The following is a 17,644-nucleotide window of genomic DNA, read 5'->3' as shown; positions in this document are numbered from 1 at the left end:
TCGCAGCCTGCGGCAGCTCCTACAGGTGTACACATTCCACTGTAGGAGCTGCCGCAGGCTGCGATCTTTTGATCTTCATTCACCGATGGCGATGCCGTGCGCAGGATCGTTGATCCACTCGCTCCATGAACCGGCATACAACGCGCCCAACGGATAACCCGCCAGGCACAGCGCGAACAGGTTGTGACAGGCTGTCACGCCAGAACCGCAATACGCCACCAGATCGCTCGGCGAACGATCACCGAGCTTCTCGTCAAAACGCTGTTTGAGCTGATCCGCCGGCAGAAAACGCCCGTCGCTGCCCAGGTTGTCGGTGAACGCCGCACATTGCGCGCCAGGGATGTGTCCGGCAATCGGGTCGATCGGTTCTACTTCGCCCTTGAAGCGTGGCAAGCCGCGGGCATCAAGCAGGGTCAGCGCGGGCTGGCCGAGACGTTGCTGGAGCTGTTCGGCGCTCAAGACCAGCGCATTGTCCGGCGCCCCCGTAAAGGTGCCCCGCTCAATCTGCGGCGCATCAAGACTCAGGGGCAAACCGGCCGCGTGCCAGGCCTTGAGTCCGCCATCCAGAATAAACACGCCGTCACGTTTGCCCAGCCAGGCCAGCAACCACCAGGCCCGCGCCGCGTAGGCACCCGGACCGTCGTCGTACAAAATCACATCGCTGTCGGCGTTGACGCCCCAGGCTTGCAGACGTTCGATCAAGTCTTCAGGTTCAGGCAACGGATGGCGCCCGGTCACCCCCTTGACCACTGTCCCGCTCAAATCACGCTCAAGATCGGCAAAGCTCGACCCGGCGATATGCCCTTCGGCATAACTGCGTTGACCGTAATCCGGGTCTTCGAGGGCAAAACGACAATCCAGAATCACCAGCCCCGGCTGCTCCTTTTTCAGGTCCAACGCTTGCGGGCTGATCAGTTGCGCAATGGGCATAACGGGCTCCTGTGATTAAGTCTGTTTTGAATCCTACTGCACTTCTTCCAGCGCTTGGGCCAGCGGCACGTAAAACTCCTCGAACAACGCGTTTACCGCGTCGCGAGATTGATCCGTGACGAAACCAGCCTCAAGCACCAGCACCTGATACACGCCACGTTTAATGGCTTGCTCGCTCAGGTGATTGGAATTTTCACGCGTGGTGCACAGAAAACGCACCCAGGACGTCAGGATGATCCAGGCATTGAGCGTCAGGGATTCGATCTGAACCTTGTCCATTTGCAGGATGCCGGCCTCGACGAAGCCCGCGTAGATGTGCGTGCCGTGGATCAGACAGCGCTGGGAAAAGCGCCGATAACGGGCGGCCAGCTCCGGATCACTGTCGAGCAGGTGCTCCAGATCGCGGTGCAAAAACCGGTAGCGCCACATGGCGGCCAGCAATTCCTGAAGGTAGAAGCGCTTGTCTTCGACCGTGGCGGCACGACCCTGGGGCGGGCGCAGGAAGCTGTCCACCAGGCTTTCGTACTCACTGAACAACACGGCGATGATCGCCTGCTTGTTGGGGAAGTGGTAGTACAGGTTGCCCGGGGAAATCTCCATGTGGGCAGCAATGTGGTTGGTGCTGATGCTGCGCTCACCCTGCTGATTGAACAGCTCCAGGCTGTTCTGCACGATGCGCTCGCTGGTTTTGATCCGAGGGGCCATGGCTTGGGCTTTAATTCAAAGTGCGTTGACCGGCATCTTACGACCTATCTGCGAGCGGATAAAACAAAGCTGCGCCAGGATGTCATTTGACTTTCTAGAGCATAGACTCTAAAAAGTCCCTAATTACAATAAATCCGGAGTCGACCATGACTGCTGACATCGCCTACTTGCAGAACCTGCAGCAGCCCCTGGAAGAACTCCAAACCCTGTTCGACGCCCAACGCGCGGCGTATGCCGCCAACCCGATGCCGCCCGCCGCACAGCGCCAGCAATGGCTGAAAGCCCTGCGCGATCTGCTGAGCAATGAGCGTCAGGCACTGATCGATGCCATCAGCCAGGATTTCAGCCACCGCAGCGCCGATGAAACCCTGCTCGCCGAACTGATGCCCAGCCTGCACGGCATTCACTACGCCAGTCAGCACCTCAAAGGCTGGATGAAGGCGTCGAAACGCAAGGTCGGGATTGCCTTTCAACCCGCGGCGGCCAAAGTCGTTTATCAACCGTTGGGTGTGGTCGGGGTGATCGTGCCGTGGAACTACCCGCTGTACCTGGCCATCGGGCCATTGGTCGGCGCGTTGTCGGCAGGCAATCGGGTGATGCTCAAGCTCAGCGAATCGACCCCTGCCACAGGATTGTTGCTCAAGGAACTGCTGGGCCGAATCTTCCCGCAAGACCTGGTCTGCGTGGTGCTGGGCGAAGCCGATATCGGCGTAGCGTTCTCCAGATTGCGTTTCGATCACCTGCTGTTCACCGGTGCCACCAGCATCGGCAAACACGTGATGCGTGCGGCGGCCGAGAACCTGACCCCGGTGACCCTCGAACTCGGCGGCAAATCCCCGGCCATCGTGTCCCGCGACGTGCCGCTCAAGGATGCCGCCGAACGCATCGCCTTCGGCAAGACGCTCAACGCCGGGCAGACCTGCGTGGCCCCGGACTATGTGCTGGTACCGGAAGATCGCGTAGGCGCTTTCGTCGAAGCCTATCGTCAGGCGGTTCGCGGGTTTTATCCGACCCTGACCGATAACCCGGACTACACCGCGATCATCAATGACCGACAATTGGCGCGTCTCAACGGCTACATCAGCGACGCCACCAGCAAGGGCGCGCTGCTGATTCCATTGTTCGACAAGGGCCAGGGTCGCCGCATGAGCCACAGCCTGCTGCTCAACGTCAGCAACGACATGATGGTGATGCAGGACGAAATCTTTGGCCCGCTGTTGCCGATCGTTCCCTACAAGGATCTGGATCAGGCCTTTGCCTACATCAATGAACGACCTCGTCCGCTGGCCCTGTATTACTTCGGCTATGACAAGCGTGAGCAACACCGCGTACTTCACGAAACCCATTCCGGCGGCGTGTGCCTGAACGACACCCTGCTGCACGTCGCTCAGGACGACATGCCATTCGGCGGCATCGGCGCCTCGGGCATGGGCCATTACCACGGCCACGAAGGTTTTCTGACCTTCAGTAAAGCCAAAGGCGTGCTGATCAAACAGCGGTTCAATGCGGCGAAATTGATCTACCCGCCGTACGGAAAATCCATTCAGAAGCTGATTCAGAAGCTGTTTATCCGCTAACGATCGTCCCCTTCGGGTAATAACAAGAATGAGCCCAAGTCTGTCCGATACACCCACATTGTCACGGCGCGGCTTGCTGAAATTCAGCCTGGGCGCCAGCGCGTTTCTCGCCACCGCCGGTTTGGGCGCGAGCCTCAGCGGCTGCTCATCGAGCATTCCGGCCAGCGGTTTCGCGATTCTGCGCAGCGGTGACTTGCTGTTTCTGCGGGCACTGATTCCGGTAATGCTCGACGGCGCTGTGGCCGTCGAAACAATGCCGACGGCTGTCGGTGAAACCCTGCACTGCCTGGATAACGGCCTGAATCACCTGTCGCCGGAAATGCTCAAGCTGACCCGGCAGTTATTCGATGTGCTGGGAATGAGCATCACCCGCGGACCACTGACCGGGATCTGGGGCAGTTGGGAAAACGCCAGCACCGACGATATCCGGCACTTTCTCGATCGCTGGGAAAACAGCTCGTTAAGTCTGCTGCGTATGGGCCACAGCTCGCTGCTGCAACTGGTGATGATGGCGTGGTACAGCCGGGCGGAGTCGTGGGCGCATTGCGGGTATCCCGGGCCGCCCACGGTTTAAAACCGAGTTGACCCTATCGCGAGCAGGCTCGCTCCCACAGGGGTTACGCGATCCATGTGGGAGTGAGCCTGCTCGCGATAGCGTCTGCTGCCTCACCACAGAAATCAAAATAAAAAGAGAACCTGAAGATGCCCGTACCCGATCCGTTCCGCGAAGGCCTGGCCCGTGGCTGGAAAACCTATAACGGCTCACAACTGACCCAGGACCTGACCCTCGAAGCGGACGTGGCGATTATCGGCAGCGGCGCGGGCGGTGGCACCACCGCCGAAATCCTCAGCGCCGCGGGCTACAAGGTATTGTTGATCGAGGAAGGCCCGCTCAAGACCAGCAGCGACTTCAAGATGCTCGAAGACCAGGCCTACACCAGCCTCTATCAGGAAGGTATCGGCCGCATGAGCAAGGACGGCGCGATCACCATCCTTCAGGGCCGGGCGGTGGGCGGCACCACGCTGATCAATTGGACCTCAAGCTTTCGCACGCCGGATCCGACCCTCGACCACTGGGCCAAGGAACACGACGTCAAAGGCCACACGCCGGCCGAGATGGCGCCGTGGTTCGAGAAAATGAAGCAACGCCTGGGCGTCGCCCCGTGGATGATCCCGCCCAACGCCAACAACGATGTGATCCGCAAAGGCTGCGAAAAGCTCGGTTACGCCTGGCATGTGATCCCGCGCAACGTGCGTGGCTGTTGGAACCTGGGCTACTGCGGCATGGGGTGCCCGACCAACGCCAAACAATCGATGCTGGTCACGACCATCCCGGCGACCCTGGAAAAAGGTGGGGAGTTGCTCTATCTGGCTCGTGCCGAAAAGCTCTTGATCAGCGGCGACAAGGTCACGGGCTTGCACTGCGTAGCGATGGACGACCGCTGCGTCGCGCCTACCGGACACACGATCACGGTCAAGGCGCGGCATTACGTGTTGGCTGGCGGCGGGATCAACAGCCCGGCGCTGCTGATGCGCTCTGAGGCGCCGGACCCACACAAACGACTGGGTAAACGGACTTTTCTACACTTGGTGAACATGTCGGCCGGGCTGTTCGACGAGGTGATCAACCCGTTTTATGGCGCGCCACAGTCGATCTATTCCGACCATTTCCAATGGCAGGACGGCACCACCGGAAAAATGTCTTACAAACTCGAAGTGCCGCCGCTGCACCCGGCGCTCGCGACCACTCTGCTCGGCGGTTTCGGCAAGGAAAACGCCCAACACATGGAAAACCTGCCCCACACCCACGCCATGCTGGCGTTGCTGCGGGACGGCTTTCACCCGGACAGCCCCGGCGGTAGCGTCGAGTTGCGCAGTGACGGCACGCCGGTGCTCGACTATCCGGTTTCACCGTATGCCTGGGACGGGTTGCGCCGGGCGTTCCACAGCATGGCCGAGATCCAGTTCGCGGGCGGTGCCAATGCGGTGATGCCAATGCATGCCGACGCTCGGTACGTGAAAACCCTGGCCGAAGCGCGCACGCTGATCGACAGCCTGAACCTGGAGCTGTATCGCACACGCCTGGGCAGCGCCCATGTGATGGGCGGTTGTGCCATGGGTGAAGACCCGAAAAACGCCGTGACCGACAGCCTCGGCCGGCATCATCAGCTAGGCAACCTGTCCATTCATGACGGCTCGCTGTTCCCCACCAGCATTGGCGCGAACCCGCAATTGTCGGTCTACGGGCTGACGGCGCAGCTGGCAACTTCTTTGGCCGAACGTTTGAAAAACCCATGAAAAGGGAGAATATTCCAATCGTCTATAGTGCTTTCTTACCCAAAAGGCGACTTGGCCGACCGGGAAGGCTGCGATACCATCCGACTCCCCAACGGACTCCCGCCAGGACGACGCGATGAACCGAGTGTTGTACCCAGGTACCTTCGACCCTATTACCAAGGGCCATGGCGATCTGGTCGAACGCGCCGCGCGCCTGTTCGATCATGTGATCATTGCCGTCGCCGCCAGCCCGAAGAAAAACCCGTTGTTTCCCCTGGAACAGCGTGTGGCGCTGGCCCGCGAGGTCACTAAACATCTGCCCAACGTTGAAGTCGTCGGCTTCTCGACGTTGCTGGCGCACTTCGCCAAAGAGAAGAACGCCAACGTGTTCCTGCGTGGTTTGCGTGCGGTGTCGGACTTCGAATACGAATTCCAGCTGGCCAACATGAACCGTCAGCTGGCGCCGGATGTGGAAAGCCTGTTTCTTACCCCGTCCGAACGTTATTCGTACATTTCCTCGACGCTGGTCCGTGAAATCGCAGCCCTGGGCGGCGATATCACCAAGTTCGTCCACCCTGCGGTGGCGGATGCCCTGAACGAACGCTTCAAGAAGTAACAACCGCTCAAGCGGCGTCCGCGTGCACTGCGGGCGCCAATGCGGCACAATTGTGCGCATTGGTTTATTGCGCCCGGGCTTTCCGCCCTGGCTGGAGTTAGCATGTCCCTGATCATCACCGACGATTGCATCAACTGCGACGTCTGCGAACCCGAGTGTCCGAACGCCGCCATCTCCCAGGGCGAAGAGATCTACGTGATCGACCCGAACCTGTGCACCCAGTGCGTCGGCCACTACGACGAACCTCAGTGCCAGCAAGTGTGCCCGGTGGATTGCATTCCGCTGGACGAAGCGCATCCGGAGACTGAAGAGCAGTTGATGGCGAAGTACCGGATCATTACCGGTAAGGCTTGATTCGTTTGGCGCCTGCCCTGACGCCATCGCGAGCAAGCTCGCTCCCACATTAGACCGCGATCAACTGTGGGAGCGAGCTTGCTCCGGGCGGCGTTCCGACGATGAGGCCATCAGCCACACAAAAACTTCACTCCCTTTGCTCAAACCCCTCCCCGATACACCCCAGACACCGCACAAACGCCGCTTTCGCCGGGTCGACCACCAACGCCTGCCCCGCATCGCCGACGCCGCCGCCCAACGCGGTAAACGGCAACGACACCACAAACGCTCCCGCACCGATCACCGTCGCCACGACCAGCAAGGGTCGGGCTATCAGCAAATCGCCGAGCATGGCGTACGCCGGGGGATTCTGGATGGTGTAACGCGGGTCGCCGCTGCCGGTGTTTGCTGCCAGCGCTGGCGCACCGACGCTCAGCAGCAAAACGACGACAACGGTTCGAAACAGGTTCATGGCACGGTCCTTGGGCTAGGCAGTCAGAACACTGACTATAGACCGTAGGCGTATCAGCTCTGACAACGCGGGCAAAAGACGCTGGCGCGCTGCCCCAGCTTCACTTCCCGCAACTCTGTGCCACAGACCTTGCAGGGCGCACCGCCACGGCCGTACACGAACAGTTCCTGCTGGAAATAACCCGGTTGACCGTCACCGCCGATAAAGTCCCGCAGTGTGGTGCCGCCGCGCTCGATAGCGGCCGCCAGGATGCGTTTGATCTCGATTGCCAGCTTCAGATACCGCCCCCGAGAGATGCTCTTGGCCTCACGACGCGGGTCGATACCTGCCGCGAACAACGCTTCGGTGGCGTAGATATTGCCCACGCCGACCACCACTGCGTTGTCCATGATGAACGGTTTGACCGCCATGGATCGCCCGCGGGACTGCTGGAACAAGCGCTCGCCGTCGAACAGGTCGGTCAACGGCTCCGGCCCCAGGCGAATCAACAATTCGTGGTTGAGTGGATCAAGGCTCCAGAGCATCGCGCCAAACCGTCTCGGGTCGGTGTAACGCAAGGCCAGGCCGGACTCCAGTTCGATGTCCACATGCTCATGCTTGGCCACCGGCGTGCCGATTTCCACCAATCGCAGATTTCCCGACATCCCTAAATGACTGATCAGCGTGCCGACTTCGGCATTAATCAGCAGGTACTTCGCGCGTCGCTCCACCAGCACGATTCGCTGGCCGGACAGCCGCACATCCAGGTCTTCGGGAATCGGCCAGCGCAAGCGCCGCTCACGCACGATCACCCGGCTGACGCGCTGGCCTTCCAGGTGCGGCGCAATCCCGCGGCGGGTGGTTTCGACTTCAGGCAATTCCGGCATGGTGCTCTCGAATCAGGCTGTGCAACGTTCAGCGGTGAGCGCCAAGGTCACGAATCGTTTGTTTGAGGGTGTCGAAGTCGTAGTCCGAGAGGCCGACATAATCGAGAACCAGCGGCGCGATGCTGTCCCACTCGTGGTCATCACGCTGGTTACCCAGCACCCGGAAAGATGCACAAATGTGCTCGGCCATCTTCAGGATCGCCAGCAGGTTTTTCAGCTGGCTGTTGCGCGACGACTCATCGCTGAAGATCGCCAACGCATTGTGGTGATTGGCGATGGCGGCAGTCACATGCTCCGGCAGGCGCCAGGATTTGGCGGTGTAATAACCCACCACCGCATGATTGGTATTGAACACCCGATTCTCGGTATCCACCACCCGGCATTCGGCGCTGGCACTGGCGTAGGCCTCTTCCAGAACGGTCATGTAGTTGGGGAAGCGCTGGAGCATCAGCGGCACGCCGCAGTCATGGAACAGGCCCAACGCGTACGCTTCATCGCCGGCCTGGGTGCCAATGCGCTTGGCCAGGGTCAGGCAGGTCATCGCCACGTCCTGAGCGGTGTCCCAGAAACGATTCAAGGTGACGATGGTATCGTCGTTCATCTCGCTCTTGATCGACTGCGCGTTGATCAGGTTGATGATCGAGCGGCTGCCCAGCAGATTCACTGCACGCTGAATCGAGGCGATCTTGTTGCTCAAGCCGTAATACGGCGAGTTGACGATTTTCAACAAGGCGCCAGAGAGGCCCGGGTCCTGGGAGATCAGCTTCGCGATCACCTCCAGATCCGGATCGGGCATGTACTGTTCCATCTGCAAATCCACCATGATTTGCGGCTGGGCCGGCACGCTGATGCCTTGCAGGGACTGTTGAATCTGTTCGGAAGTCAGCTCTGGGGACATAAGTACACACTCTGGGACAGGCGGCGATTCTAACCCTTATAAAGTTGGATCCGACACCCTGGCCGGTTCTTCGCATGAAGTTTCATCAAATGCCTGCCCCTTCCTCACCGCATGTCCATCCGCCAAACCGTGGCCGTGCGCAACACGCTATACTCCCGCTCTTTTTTCCGGAGCGACGTCATGTCCCTGCCTAGCCTGCGCCTCAAAGCCAACGCCGACCGTCGCCTGCGAAACGGCCACTTGTGGGTCTACAGCAACGAAATCGATGTAGCCGCTACTCCTTTGCACGGTTTCAAGGCCGGCGACCAGGCGATCCTCGAAGCAGCCGGCGGCAAGCCGCTGGGCATCGTTGCCATGAGCCCGAACAACCTGATCTGCGCCCGTCTCTTGTCGCGCGACATCAAGTTGCCGCTGGACAAGTCGCTGCTGGTGCATCGCCTGAACGTTGCGCTGTCCCTGCGCGATCGCCTGTTCGACAAGCCGTTCTATCGCCTGGTCTACGGCGATTCCGACCTGTTGCCAGGTCTGGTGGTCGACCGTTTCGGCGACATCCTGGTGGTACAGATCGCTTCGGCAACCATGGAAGCCCATAAAGAAGACGTGATCGCAGCGCTGACCCAAGTGATCAAGCCTAGCGGCATTCTGTTCAAGAACGACTCCGCTGCCCGTGATGCCGAAGGCCTCAATCGCTACGTCGAAACCGTGTTCGGCCTGGTGCCGGAGTGGGTTGCCCTGGAAGAGAACGGCGTGAAATTCGAAGCACCCGTCATCCAGGGACAGAAAACCGGCTGGTTCTACGACCACCGCATGAACCGCGCACGCCTGGCACCTTATGCCAAAGGCAAACGCGTGCTGGACCTGTACAGCTACATCGGCGGCTGGGGCGTGCAAGCGGCTGCCTTCGGCGCCAGTGAAGTGTTCTGCGTCGACGCGTCGGCCTTCGCCCTCGACGGCGTCGAGCGCAACGCCGCGCTGAACGGTTTCGCCGACAAGATGACCTGCATTGAAGGTGACGTGTTCGAAGCCCTGAAAGAGCTGAAAGCCAGCGAAGAGCGTTTCGACGTGATCGTTGCCGATCCTCCGGCGTTCATCAAACGCAAGAAAGACATGAAAAACGGTGAAGGTGCCTACCGTCGCCTGAACGAGCAAGCCATGCGCCTGCTCAGCAAGGACGGCATCCTGGTCAGCGCTTCGTGCTCGATGCACCTGCCGGAAGACGATCTGCAGAACATCCTGCTGACCAGCGCCCGTCACCTGGACCGCAACATCCAGATGCTGGAGCGCGGCGGTCAGGGCCCGGATCACCCGGTTCACCCGGCCATCGCCGAAACCCGCTACATCAAGAGCATCACCTGCCGTCTGCTGCCAAACAGCTGATTTCGCCGGTTTGACGGGGAGCCAGCCGGCTCCCCGTTCTGTTTTCTGTTATTGAACTCTCCAACTTCCTACCCCAGCAGTCTTAATGACTTGCAGGAAGTTTCGCTGTGTCTTTTATTTTAGCGGAAAGAACTTACAAGATTTATCCAACCCTCAGATCGATCCGACAAAATTACTGGAACAGTCCTACCTAATCTCCCCTTGATAAGAACTCATTACAAACTATGATTAAGTCGTCACACAGGAGTGACACTCACTATCAATTACAAGGAGTTCAAAACATGAAAGCAATTACTCTGGAAACCAACAAAATCGCTAACCTGGCTTTTCTGGTTGCGTCAAAAGTCCGCTAAGTAAATAAAACGCTGGGGAGTGCCGGCTACCCAGCGTTTTCTATGGCAAAGACCAGAGTGAATCGCCAATCATGCAGATAAGCCCTTATATATTCATACTTCCTCGTTCGCCCGAACAAATAGTCTGGGATTACAAGAACCACAAACAGTTCGAATTGAACCTTGAGTATTCAACCCGCCTTGCACACCTTATCGACACCCCTGAAAAGTTTGATGACAACAACATAATAGACGCGCAACTACTGAGCGCGGGAATACTCACAACTTCAATACAAGACACCCTTGAATGGGGCTGGGATGAGCTGTCGAAGATATTTCATATCGGCACCAAGAACATTCCTTGTGAATATGTCCCCCAAGATATCAATGAATGGTCGAGACATTATCTGGACCATTGCGCCGAAGTACTGGCCACTCCTGCCCCGGAGGTCAGCCTCACAGAACGCCCGACGAGCGAACGGATTGCCCTGCCCCAACCTTCCTGTCTGCCGCAAAGCGCACTTGCAAAGACGTTGATCGACCGAAAGACCTGTCGCGCCTTCACGGGCGAAGAAGTCTCCCTCGACGATGTGGGCACTCTTTTGTATTTGTCCCTTGGCTATCTGCGTGAGCGCGACAACGACATCGACGAAGCCATCGCGGAAGGTCTTGGCGCCCGGCGCAGCAGTCCATCCGGTGGCGGGCTGAATGCCTGCGAAGGTTTTCTGCATGTTCAGAACGTCAGCGGCCTGAATCCCGGGCTCTACGCCTACCACCCCGACGAACATGCGTTGAGCTTCGTCAATCCGGTGCCTGACTCGCCCTTGGGCCAGTTGTTGTGTGGGCAGCATTTCATCAACAACCTGCCAGTCGGCCTGTTCATCACCGCTCGCTTCGACAAACTGTGGTGGAAATATGAACACTCGCGGGCCTACCGAATGGCTTACGTCGAGGCCGGTCATATTTCCCAGACCTTTCAACTGGTGGCCACCGCACTTGGGTTAAGCACCTGGCTGACCGGTGCGTTGGCCGACGATCAGGTCGAAACGATTGCTGGGAATCGAGGACAGCGCCGAACAAGCGTTGTTCTTTGTTGGCTGTGGCCAGAGTGACGGACAAGTGATGTGCAAGGAATTAAAAGCACTGCTAAGCAGCCGAGGCTCACAACAATGACCGAGCCCCGCACAGACGACCTGTCCCTGCCCGACGCCTGGGCACAGCGCTTCACCCTCGGTGACTGGAACACCCGGGCCTCGGTACGAACCAGCGAGCACACCTATCAATTGCCATCAGATCTGGAACGGCAACTGGAAACACGACACTGGTTCCCGCCCGCCTTCTTGCCCTACCTGAGTCACCCGGCGATCGAAGCAGCCGGCAGCGCGATCACTCATCGACTATCGGCCAACCATCTGGTGTATTTCCTCGACTACACCACCCGGCTCGAACATCGGATCGTCAACCGCTCCGTGGAAACCATCGTCCACGATGAGCTCGGTGCGTCCATCCCTCGACGGATGAAAACGGCTGCCCTCCAGCTCTATACCGATGAGGGTTATCACGCGCTGTTCTCCAATAGTCTCGCCGAGCAGATAGCCGACCTTTACGGCATGACCCAACGCCCGGTGATGCCGCACCGCATTACCCGACTGAACGCCCTGCTTGACCACGCACCTGACAGGCATAAGGCGCTGGCCTGGTTTCTCGTCGGCTTCGTGTCCGAGACCATCATTGCCAGGGAACTGCTCGAGGTTTGCCGCAACGAACTGGTGTCCAGCGTCCAGGAAATGCTCAGGGACCACCTCACCGACGAGGCCCGACACAGTCGTTACTTTTGCGAAGTGTTCCATTATCTGTGGCTGACCCTGAACAGCAGCCAACGCACGTTCGCCGCGAAGCTGCTGGTGGACATCCTCCTGATTTTCTTTGAGGTCGATGAGCGATGGCTGAAGGAAAGCCTGAACAGCGTGGATCTTGGGGAGAATTGCGTCGCAGAAATCCTCAGCGCCCTGACCGGCCCGCAAGCCTGCCTTCAGCGCGCCCGATCAGGTGCAGGCGCGACGCTACAGGCAATGGAAAAGGCAGGTTTTTTCGACCTGCCTTTTAACCAGCAGCTCTTCGCACAGGCAGAACTTGTCGATGGATGAAGGAAAATCTGCGGTCAGTGTCAAACACCGCCGCTCTGCGATCACCCTATTAATGACCATGGTGATGCTCGGGGTCTTCCCTCTGGATGTTCTGCTGCCATCGTTCCCGGCGCTGGCCGAACACTTCCGGACCACGCCAGGCGAGATCGCGTTTTCCATCAGCCTGTTTGCCATCGGGATCGCACTTTCCCAACTACTGGTCGGGCCGCTCTCGGATGTCATCGGGCGCAAAAGTCTGCTGCTGGCGGGAATGGCGGTCTCGATTGTCGGTGCGACGGGTTGCGTGCTGTCCACCGACTACGCCTGGTTCCTGATGTTCCGGGTGGTGCAGGCCATCGGCTGCGGTTGCTTCGTACTCTCGCAGGCGCTGGTCCAGGACCTGTTCGACGGCAAGGAGCGGGATCAACTGCGGATTCTGATGGTCACCGCCAGCGGGATCTTCATTTCCGTCTCGCCACTGGCTGGCACCCTGTTGCAACAGGCACTGGACTGGCCCGCAAGCTTCATTGTCTTTATTGCCCTCGCCGCCGCCGTGTTCCTGAAGGCCTGCTTCTTTCTTGAAAACCGACACACCGCCACAACCCCGCGCCGAAGCATTCTTCAGTCCTACCGGCGCGTCTGTCGCGATGCGGGTTTCCTCGGCTATTGGCTGATCGCCGCAATCGCCTTCACCTGCCACTTTTCCTTCATTGTCATCTCGCCCCTGATCTTCATGGAGCAGTTGCAGCTTTCGGCCTACGAGTTTTCCCTGACACTGCTGCTATATGGCGTGGCCTACATCATCGGCGGCATTGTCGCTCGAGTCCTCGCTGGGCGGATCGCACCCAATACACAGATCATTGTTGGTTTGAGCCTGATCTTCTTTTCGGGGCTGGTCATGCTCATGCTCTCAAACGCGATAGGGCTGTCGACCCTGACGGTGCTGATCCCGATGATTGTTTGCACCGCCGGTACCACCATCGCCCGGCCGGTCGCTACCTCGAAGGCGATGGAGGTATTCCCGGACATGGCCGGTACCTCGGCGTCGGCCGGGAACACACTGATATTCATCTCCGGTGGCCTGATCAGCGCCCTGATCAACCTGAGTCCCTTCGAACTGCAACTGACGCTGGCCCTCAGCTTCATCGCCTTGAGCAGCGTCGGTCTGGTCATGATCTATCGCATCCGACTGCGCAATCCGGCCTTGCGCGAAGCCTGAGGCAGTGGGTGCAGTGTTATTGGTCCTCAGGTTCGGGAACCAGCGAAAGCGTACCTATTTGAACGTTCTTGAAGCGCGGCTCGATGAGTTTCACTTCGCCCGCACGTAGATGGTCAAGGTGCTGCGGCGTGACATTCGCGCCCTGGAGCACGGTGACATATTTCCACTCACCGTCGGCTGCGCGTTTATAGAGGAACGTCCTGTGGTCCCACGGCTGTTGATTGAATTGCAGCACTTCGACTTGGCCATCGCCGTCCAGGTCGGCCGCCCACATCACGCACCCGTCATCCTGGCACTGACGCTTTTTGCTGTTGAGGCTGACAAATTGCTCGCTGCCGTCCACTTTCGGCCCCACCCATTCAATGTTCACGGGTGTCGGCTCCGCCGGCGGGTACTTAAAGGTGGTTTCGCCGGGCGTTTGTTTCATCTGGGTGCGCAGCACCTCGCGCGAGGGCGCATCGAGAATTTCATTGCGTTCAAGCCGCTCGGACAATGCCTCGAATTGCTGCCGTCCGGACACGCCGAGCCCGTTGCGCAAGTAGTTGGTATCGAACGTCAACACCGACGTGCGGCCATCGAGCAAGCGTTGCACCTGATCCCGTGCACTGAACGATTGCGCATTGAGCCAAGGCGTATTGATCAGCACCAACACCACGCACACTGCCAGGGCAAGGGCCGGGTTACTGCGCCGCAGCCCCTCCAGCCATTGGGTCTGGCGTTGCACCACGGCACACGTCGCGGCCAGGCTATACGCCGCGATGACCACGACCAACAACAGGCTGACAAACCGCCGGGGCGACAGGCCGTACTGTTCAATCCGCAGCCAGCTTGAGTACCCAGCCACCACCACCAGCACCGGCAAGCAAACCAAACCTGCCTCGACACAGCGCATCAGCCACGCCGGATAAGGTTGAGCCTGATGCCCGTCCTGAAATACCCCATTGAGCAAAAAAAGATAAGTCCCCACCAAACACAACAAAATCGGGGTCGAGTAGCCGGTGGCCCAGATCTGTTGCAAGCCGGTAAAGGGAAGCGTCACGGTAAACAAAACGGTAATGAGCGTGATCATCGGCAACAGAAAATGACACGCCGCGAGGAAGACACCCCGCAGCATGCCGATGACTTTTTCGTTGTTCAGCCCCAGGCGTATGGTCAGGGAAAACACCACCGGCCCACTCAGGCAAAAAAACATCGGGGAACTGAACAGCTCGGCAAAGAACTCGATGCCCAGCATGAGAAACAGCTTGCTCCAGAGCAGAAGCAGCAAACCAAATACACTGGTCAGCGTCAGTGCAAAAAACACCACGAACACATGACTCCAGGCGTACTGGAACAGATCGTCGTAGCGCCAGCTGCGGCCTTCACCGGAAGGCCAACTCGCCAGAAACGCACACACCACGTAAGACAGCGGCACGCAGGTCAGCAGCCAAGTGTTCGTTAGCCAGCGATTGCCATGCTCCATCGCGGACACCACGACCCAACTACTGACTGACATCGTCAACACACAAAAAACCAGCGTCAGCGCCAGAACCCGCGGGTTTCTGAGTTTAGGGCCGAGCAATTGCAAAAACACGCCACCCACCAACACCAGCGTCAGGCTTGCCGCCAGCCCCCCCGCACCCAATGTCTTGAGTGTTTCGAACTGCCAGAACACTAACCCTTGGCACAGGCCGGTCAGCAGGTAAAACCACAACGAACGATTCAACAGCGACATTCCAATTCCTTTTGGTGGGGTTGCGCGAGGCCGGGCAGTTTAGCCAAGCGTCCGGCGCGGTGATATCCCCACGAGGCGATTGCTCACCTACCGATGGTCATCCCACACGTTCCGTCAGCGCTGGATCACCCTTTTCCGGCATTCCCTCCTGACGCCAGCCGTGTAGAATCGCGACATTCATCGCCAGTCATCCCCCGGCGGGTTTATGAGCTCAAGCTGAAGCGCGCGGCGATCCCGCAAAGTTATCGGCAACTTCCGGACACACGGCCATTTCTGAGTGTTCCAGACGTCAATAGAAGCTCACTTCCCTTTTGATACCTGATTAGCCGCCCGGAGTGCTTCATGCCTGATTACCGCTCGAAAACATCCACCCATGGCCGCAACATGGCCGGCGCCCGCGCACTGTGGCGCGCCACGGGGATGAAAGATGACGACTTCAAAAAGCCGATCATCGCCATTTCCAACTCCTTCACCCAGTTCGTACCGGGCCACGTCCACCTCAAGGACCTGGGCCAACTGGTCGCCCGCGAAATCGAACGCGCCGGCGGTGTAGCCAAAGAATTCAATACCATTGCCGTGGATGACGGCATCGCCATGGGCCACGACGGCATGCTGTATTCGCTGCCGAGCCGCGAGATCATCGCCGACTCCGTCGAATACATGGTCAACGCCCACTGCGCCGACGCCATCGTCTGCATCTCCAACTGCGACAAGATCACCCCAGGCATGCTGATGGCTGCCCTGCGCCTGAACATCCCGGTGATCTTCGTTTCCGGCGGCCCGATGGAAGCCGGCAAGACCAAACTGGCCAGCCACGGTCTCGACCTCGTCGACGCCATGGTGATCGCCGCCGACTCCAGCGCTTCTGACGAGAAAGTCGCTGAGTACGAGCGCAGCGCCTGCCCGACCTGCGGTTCGTGCTCCGGCATGTTCACCGCCAACTCGATGAACTGCCTGGTCGAAGCCCTGGGCCTGGCATTGCCGGGCAACGGTTCGACCCTCGCCACCCACAGCGACCGCGAACAGCTGTTCCTGCAGGCCGGCCGCACCATCGTCGAGCTGTGCAAGCGTTACTACGGCGACAACGACGAGTCGGTATTGCCGCGCAACATCGCCAACTTCAAGGCGTTCGAAAACGCCATGACGTTGGACATCGCCATGGGCGGTTCCACCAACACCATCCTGCACTTGCTGGCCGCGGCCCAGGAAGCCGAGATCGATTTCGACCTGCGCGACATCGACCGTCTCTCCCGTCACGTGCCGCAACTGTGCAAAGTTGCGCCGAACATCCAGAAGTACCACATGGAAGACGTGCACCGTGCCGGCGGGATCTTCAGCATCCTCGGCTCGCTGGCCCGTGGCGGCCTGCTGCACACCGACCTGCCGACCGTGCACAGCAAGACCCTGGCCGAAGGCATCGCCAAGTGGGACATCACCCAGACTGACGACGAAGCGGTGCATCACTTCTTCAAGGCCGGTCCGGCGGGCATCCCGACGCAAACCGCGTTCAGCCAGTCGACCCGCTGGGAAACCCTGGACGACGACCGTGAAAACGGTTGCATCCGCAGTGTCGAACACGCTTATTCGAAAGAAGGCGGCCTGGCCGTTCTCTACGGCAACATCGCGCTGGATGGCTGCGTGGTGAAAACCGCCGGCGTCGACGAGTCGATTCATGTCTTCGAAGGCAACGCGAAGATCTTCGAAAGCCAGGACAGCGCCGTACGCGGCATCCTCGCTGACGAAGTGAAGGCCGGCGACATCGTGATCATTCGTTACGAAGGCCCGAAAGGCGGCCCGGGCATGCAGGAAATGCTGTACCCGACGTCCTACCTGAAATCCAAAGGCCTGGGCAAAGCTTGCGCCCTGCTCACCGATGGTCGCTTCTCCGGCGGCACCTCGGGCCTGTCCATCGGCCACGCTTCCCCGGAAGCGGCAGCGGGCGGCGCGATTGGCCTGGTGCAGGATGGCGACAAAGTGCTGATCGACATTCCGAACCGCTCGATCAACCTGTTGATCAGCGACGAAGAAATGGCCGGGCGTCGTGCCGAGCAGGATCAGAAAGGCTGGAAGCCTGTGGAAAAACGTCCACGCAAGGTGACCACCGCACTGAAGGCCTACGCTCTGTTGGCGACCAGCGCCGACAAGGGTGCCGTGCGTAACAAGGCAATGCTCGACGGGCTGTAAGCGTCAGTCGCAGAAATA

General features: G+C 59.2%; 15 protein-coding genes and 1 pseudogene. 10 read left to right on the top strand and 6 right to left on the bottom strand.

The window, feature by feature from the left end:
* Positions 1-75: 75 nt before the first annotated feature.
* Positions 76-930: a sulfurtransferase gene (locus ACMXYJ_RS03100; protein WP_415758740.1), complete on the bottom strand. Its 855-nt coding sequence runs from the start codon at positions 928-930 to the stop codon at positions 76-78.
* Positions 931-963: 33 nt separating this feature from the next.
* Positions 964-1,635, bottom strand: coding sequence for a TetR/AcrR family transcriptional regulator (locus ACMXYJ_RS03095; RefSeq protein ID WP_056738925.1), 672 nt, complete (start codon positions 1,633-1,635; stop codon positions 964-966).
* Between the two features lie 146 nt (positions 1,636-1,781).
* On the opposite strand from ACMXYJ_RS03095, the gene ACMXYJ_RS03090 reads away from it, so the two are divergent.
* The 5 genes from ACMXYJ_RS03090 to ACMXYJ_RS03070 all read left to right on the top strand — a co-directional run bounded on the left by ACMXYJ_RS03090 (position 1,782) and on the right by ACMXYJ_RS03070 (position 6,459).
* The gene (locus ACMXYJ_RS03090; RefSeq protein WP_129440305.1) at positions 1,782-3,212 is read left to right on the top strand and encodes a coniferyl aldehyde dehydrogenase; all 1,431 of its coding nucleotides are present in this window, start codon (positions 1,782-1,784) and stop codon (positions 3,210-3,212) included.
* A gap of 28 nt (positions 3,213-3,240) precedes the next feature.
* Complete coding sequence (locus ACMXYJ_RS03085) at positions 3,241-3,786, top strand: twin-arginine translocation pathway signal protein (RefSeq protein WP_415758739.1); 546 nt, start codon at positions 3,241-3,243, stop codon at positions 3,784-3,786.
* Positions 3,787-3,914: 128 nt separating this feature from the next.
* Positions 3,915-5,510 (top strand): GMC family oxidoreductase, encoded by a 1,596-nt coding sequence (locus tag ACMXYJ_RS03080; RefSeq protein WP_415758738.1) that lies wholly within the window; start codon positions 3,915-3,917, stop codon positions 5,508-5,510.
* Positions 5,511-5,625: 115 nt separating this feature from the next.
* The gene (coaD, locus tag ACMXYJ_RS03075; protein WP_008150570.1) at positions 5,626-6,105 is read left to right on the top strand and encodes a pantetheine-phosphate adenylyltransferase; all 480 of its coding nucleotides are present in this window, start codon (positions 5,626-5,628) and stop codon (positions 6,103-6,105) included.
* 102 nt (positions 6,106-6,207) lie between these two features.
* Positions 6,208-6,459 (top strand): YfhL family 4Fe-4S dicluster ferredoxin, encoded by a 252-nt coding sequence (locus tag ACMXYJ_RS03070; protein WP_010466792.1) that lies wholly within the window; start codon positions 6,208-6,210, stop codon positions 6,457-6,459.
* A gap of 127 nt (positions 6,460-6,586) precedes the next feature.
* On the opposite strand, the gene ACMXYJ_RS03065 is transcribed toward ACMXYJ_RS03070, so the two are convergent.
* Genes ACMXYJ_RS03065 through ACMXYJ_RS03055 form a run of 3 tightly spaced genes read right to left on the bottom strand, consistent with a single transcriptional unit; the run spans position 6,587 to position 8,620 of the window.
* Positions 6,587-6,910, bottom strand: coding sequence for a hypothetical protein (locus ACMXYJ_RS03065; protein ID WP_046045205.1), 324 nt, complete (start codon positions 6,908-6,910; stop codon positions 6,587-6,589).
* A 53-nt stretch (positions 6,911-6,963) separates the two neighbouring features.
* Complete coding sequence (gene mutM, locus ACMXYJ_RS03060) at positions 6,964-7,776, bottom strand: bifunctional DNA-formamidopyrimidine glycosylase/DNA-(apurinic or apyrimidinic site) lyase (RefSeq protein ID WP_008150567.1); 813 nt, start codon at positions 7,774-7,776, stop codon at positions 6,964-6,966.
* Between the two features lie 28 nt (positions 7,777-7,804).
* Positions 7,805-8,620 carry an HDOD domain-containing protein gene (locus ACMXYJ_RS03055; protein WP_415760673.1) on the bottom strand — a complete coding sequence of 272 codons (816 nt, stop codon included), beginning with the start codon at positions 8,618-8,620 and terminating at the stop codon, positions 7,805-7,807.
* A 234-nt stretch (positions 8,621-8,854) separates the two neighbouring features.
* Between ACMXYJ_RS03055 and ACMXYJ_RS03050 the strand changes: the two genes are divergently transcribed.
* From ACMXYJ_RS03050 to ACMXYJ_RS03035, 4 genes and pseudogenes are all read left to right on the top strand, one after another.
* Positions 8,855-10,051 carry a class I SAM-dependent rRNA methyltransferase gene (locus ACMXYJ_RS03050; protein WP_046045202.1) on the top strand — a complete coding sequence of 399 codons (1,197 nt, stop codon included), beginning with the start codon at positions 8,855-8,857 and terminating at the stop codon, positions 10,049-10,051.
* A gap of 424 nt (positions 10,052-10,475) precedes the next feature.
* Positions 10,476-11,556: pseudogene (locus ACMXYJ_RS03045) on the top strand (SagB family peptide dehydrogenase).
* Complete coding sequence (locus tag ACMXYJ_RS03040; protein ID WP_415758737.1) at positions 11,553-12,530, top strand: diiron oxygenase; 978 nt, start codon at positions 11,553-11,555, stop codon at positions 12,528-12,530. The pseudogene ACMXYJ_RS03045 and the gene ACMXYJ_RS03040 overlap by 4 nt, the downstream one beginning before the upstream one ends.
* On the top strand, positions 12,523-13,728 hold the full coding sequence (locus ACMXYJ_RS03035; protein WP_415758736.1) for a multidrug effflux MFS transporter: 1,206 nt from the start codon (positions 12,523-12,525) through the stop codon (positions 13,726-13,728). Before ACMXYJ_RS03040 ends, ACMXYJ_RS03035 begins: the two co-directional genes overlap by 8 nt.
* Positions 13,729-13,744: 16 nt before the next feature.
* Here the strand turns inward: ACMXYJ_RS03035 and ACMXYJ_RS03030 are convergent, their stop codons facing one another.
* Positions 13,745-15,442, bottom strand: a complete 1,698-nt coding sequence (locus ACMXYJ_RS03030; protein ID WP_415758735.1) for a DUF4153 domain-containing protein — start codon at positions 15,440-15,442, stop codon at positions 13,745-13,747.
* Positions 15,443-15,784: 342 nt separating this feature from the next.
* On the opposite strand from ACMXYJ_RS03030, the gene ilvD reads away from it, so the two are divergent.
* Positions 15,785-17,626 (top strand): dihydroxy-acid dehydratase, encoded by a 1,842-nt coding sequence (gene ilvD, locus ACMXYJ_RS03025; protein WP_008150549.1) that lies wholly within the window; start codon positions 15,785-15,787, stop codon positions 17,624-17,626.
* The last annotated feature ends 18 nt before the right edge of the window (positions 17,627-17,644 follow it).

The organism is Pseudomonas arabinosi (genome assembly GCF_047758675.1).
Classification (GTDB): domain Bacteria; phylum Pseudomonadota; class Gammaproteobacteria; order Pseudomonadales; family Pseudomonadaceae; genus Aquipseudomonas; species Aquipseudomonas arabinosi.
The sequence above is the reverse complement of the archived record's forward strand: the minus strand, read 5'-3'. Positions and strand labels throughout refer to the sequence as shown.

What these genes read in the sequence shown, in the direction of transcription:
- ACMXYJ_RS03065 (WP_046045205.1), bottom strand. Translation starts at nt 6,910, where the DNA reads ATGAACCTGTTTCGAACCGTTGTCGTCGTTTTGCTGCTGAGCGTCGGT.
- ACMXYJ_RS03095 (WP_056738925.1), bottom strand. Translation starts at nt 1,635, where the DNA reads ATGGCCCCTCGGATCAAAACCAGCGAGCGCATCGTGCAGAACAGCCTG.
- coaD (WP_008150570.1), top strand. Translation starts at nt 5,626, where the DNA reads ATGAACCGAGTGTTGTACCCAGGTACCTTCGACCCTATTACCAAGGGC.
- ACMXYJ_RS03035 (WP_415758736.1), top strand. Translation starts at nt 12,523, where the DNA reads ATGGATGAAGGAAAATCTGCGGTCAGTGTCAAACACCGCCGCTCTGCG.
- mutM (WP_008150567.1), bottom strand. Translation starts at nt 7,776, where the DNA reads ATGCCGGAATTGCCTGAAGTCGAAACCACCCGCCGCGGGATTGCGCCG.
- ACMXYJ_RS03070 (WP_010466792.1), top strand. Translation starts at nt 6,208, where the DNA reads ATGTCCCTGATCATCACCGACGATTGCATCAACTGCGACGTCTGCGAA.
- ACMXYJ_RS03080 (WP_415758738.1), top strand. Translation starts at nt 3,915, where the DNA reads ATGCCCGTACCCGATCCGTTCCGCGAAGGCCTGGCCCGTGGCTGGAAA.
- ilvD (WP_008150549.1), top strand. Translation starts at nt 15,785, where the DNA reads ATGCCTGATTACCGCTCGAAAACATCCACCCATGGCCGCAACATGGCC.
- ACMXYJ_RS03085 (WP_415758739.1), top strand. Translation starts at nt 3,241, where the DNA reads ATGAGCCCAAGTCTGTCCGATACACCCACATTGTCACGGCGCGGCTTG.
- ACMXYJ_RS03030 (WP_415758735.1), bottom strand. Translation starts at nt 15,442, where the DNA reads ATGTCGCTGTTGAATCGTTCGTTGTGGTTTTACCTGCTGACCGGCCTG.
- ACMXYJ_RS03040 (WP_415758737.1), top strand. Translation starts at nt 11,553, where the DNA reads ATGACCGAGCCCCGCACAGACGACCTGTCCCTGCCCGACGCCTGGGCA.
- ACMXYJ_RS03050 (WP_046045202.1), top strand. Translation starts at nt 8,855, where the DNA reads ATGTCCCTGCCTAGCCTGCGCCTCAAAGCCAACGCCGACCGTCGCCTG.
- ACMXYJ_RS03090 (WP_129440305.1), top strand. Translation starts at nt 1,782, where the DNA reads ATGACTGCTGACATCGCCTACTTGCAGAACCTGCAGCAGCCCCTGGAA.
- ACMXYJ_RS03100 (WP_415758740.1), bottom strand. Translation starts at nt 930, where the DNA reads ATGCCCATTGCGCAACTGATCAGCCCGCAAGCGTTGGACCTGAAAAAG.